The 2,378-nt window shown below is 59.9% G+C and carries 3 protein-coding genes; all 3 read right to left on the reverse strand.

Going from position 1 to position 2,378, the window contains the following annotated elements; all coding sequences use genetic code 11:
- Positions 1 to 730, reverse strand: a 730-nt coding sequence (locus tag DBR23_RS09345) for a type VI secretion protein IcmF/TssM N-terminal domain-containing protein (RefSeq protein ID WP_304466203.1), incomplete at its 3' end; no start/stop codon positions are given.
- 14 nt (positions 731 to 744) lie between these two features.
- Positions 745 to 2,088, reverse strand: coding sequence for a DotU family type VI secretion system protein (locus DBR23_RS09350; RefSeq protein WP_199227674.1), 1,344 nt, complete (start codon positions 2,086 to 2,088; stop codon positions 745 to 747).
- Positions 2,089 to 2,097: 9 nt separating this feature from the next.
- Positions 2,098 to 2,378, reverse strand: a 281-nt coding sequence (gene tssK, locus DBR23_RS09355) for a type VI secretion system baseplate subunit TssK (protein WP_146191297.1), incomplete at its 5' end; no start/stop codon positions are given.

Consider the following 2,378-nt stretch of genomic DNA (forward strand, 5'->3'; position numbering starts at 1 on the left):
CTTCGGTACTGCTCAAGAGCTCTTGTACGCTGAGCGTCACGATGACGCCATTGATGGGCTGCCGACCGCGAAAGCGCTTCAGAAGCTGTAGAAAGCCCGACCAGGCGGCTTTGTCTTGCACGACATCGCTGTCGTGCGTCGTGTACCGGCCGGCGGTATCCAGCAGCACGGCCTGGTCTGTGAACCACCAGTCGCAGTTGCGTGTGCCGCCCACGCCTCGGATTGAGCCCTTACCGAACTGTTCGGCCAGTGGAAAGTCGAGCCCCGAGTTGGCCAGTGCCGTGGTCTTGCCCGATCCTGGAGAGCCGATGATCAGGTACCAGGGCAGCTGGTACACGTAGCGCTTGGTGAAGCGGCCTAACAGGCCGCTTTCGGTAGTGCCAAAGCGAGTCTTGGAAAGAACCTCTACGGCCTCCTTGAAGCGTCCCTCCAGTTCAGTCACCTCCTCTTGACCAGGTGCAAGTTCTTGGGGGGTATCACGGCCAGCAGTGATCCGTGCGATCTGCCCCATGAGCTTGTCGTTCATGCGTTTGGCACGCCACCAGTGAAAGAGTAGCTTGATCACCCAGATGGTGAATAGCGCGGCGATGAGAGCCCAGCGCACGTTTTCGCTTTCCAGTGGCTGATACGGCTTGATGTAAACCAAAGGGCCGATGAACCAGATCACCAGACTCAGCAATACCAGACCGATGAAGGCCAGAGTAAAACGATTGAACAGCAACGCTGCCATATGTCTCAGCATGCTCATTTCTTGATGCTTTCAGTCCGCGGGGCATTACCGCTGAGCTGCAATTCCTTGTCACGTACCTGCGGTGCGACCAGCAGAACGATTTCTACGCGTCGGTTTCTCGCCTTGCCTTCGCTTGTGGTGTTGGGCGCCACAGGATCCGCTTCTCCGCGGCCTTCAGCCTGCACGCGCTGACTGTCCCGAACCGTGCTTAGCAGCATGTCAGAGACGGACCGAGCTCGGTCTTGGGAGAGGTGCCAGTTGGATGGGTACCTGGCCGTGCGAATGGGCGAGTTGTCGGTGTAGCCGTTCACGACCACCTTGCCGGGCACTTCGTTCAAGGCGGTGGCAATGCGCTGAACCACCTGCACATAGCGAGGTTTGACCACGTTGGAGCCCAGTTCGAACAAGCCGTCGCCGCGCAGGATGATGGTGCTGCGGTCCGCCTGGTCAATGACCTCGACCAGACCTTCGCGGATTTCAGGTTCGAGGAATTGGCGCAGCCTGGGCTTGTCCACGCTCGCCATGGCCGCGATGGCTCTGGGGAATCGGATAGCGTTGATGGAGGTGAACAGCGCGTCAGACTGCGCTGCGAGTCGGTAGCTGAACCAGAGGAAGAGGGCGAACGCGAGCAGCAGCGCGAGTGCTGTAGCTACCCACAGCGGCACCATTGTCCACGGAGGCGCCGCCTTGCGTTCCTCGCCTTTCCAGTGAAGTGATAGTGCGCCGCTGCGATCGCCACGTGTACTCTCGATCAGAGCCAACAGCCGCGCCTTGAGCGTTTCCAGCTGGCTTCGCCCGTTCTCGATCACGCGATATCGTCCTTCAAAACCGAGCATGAGACAGAAGTACATCAGCTCGATCAGGTCGATGTGTTGGTGGGGTGTCTGAACCAGCTTGGCCAGCAGCTGGAAGAACTTCTCGCCCCCCCAGGTTTCGTTGTGCAACGCAACCAGAAGGCTGAACTTGGGCCAAACGCCAGATCCGCCCCAAGGCGTTTGCGCCGCAGCCTCGTCCACCACGGTGCACAGGCAGTACCTTGCCCCGATAACAGTCTCGATCGGAACGCCCGCGACGCCCGCGCTGCGCTCGAATTCGCGGATGTTCGCAAGTAGCAGGCGCTGGAAGCCTTCAGGGTCCGCGTTGGAGGCCATCGCCCGGATCTGCGGCACAAGATTTAGCAGTACGTTCGCGGATGCCACCAGTGGATTGCCACCGCTGACCACATCGGGCAGGTTGGTGCGTGACATGTTCTGGGCGCCTGCTCCAGGTATGGATATTTCAGGCGTTCCGAGTGCGCCATGCTCGGTATGGTCACTGGCGCTGAACGCGAAAACGTTGTCCGTGATTGGGATCGACATGGGTTGTTCTTATCTGCGGATCGCCCAGAATTCCAACTCCAGCTCCGGGAACTCGCCCGAGACATGCATGGCTAGGCCCCCTGAGCTGTTGAGCTGGCGCCACAGGTCGTGTGTGGTGTCAACCTCAAAATAGGAGTACCCCGCGTGATAGGGGATTTCGCGTGGAGCCACGGACAGCGATCGCAGGGTGACGCCCGGCAGGTGGAGGTTGACGAGGTCCCGGATCTTCTCGACAGGCCCCAGCTTCGTCTGGGTGGGAAAGTGGGTGCGCAGGAATTCCACCGTGGTCT

Origin of the sequence: Acidovorax sp. HMWF018, assembly GCF_003061035.1 — a bacterium.
Lineage (GTDB): Bacteria > Pseudomonadota > Gammaproteobacteria > Burkholderiales > Burkholderiaceae_C > Acidovorax > Acidovorax delafieldii.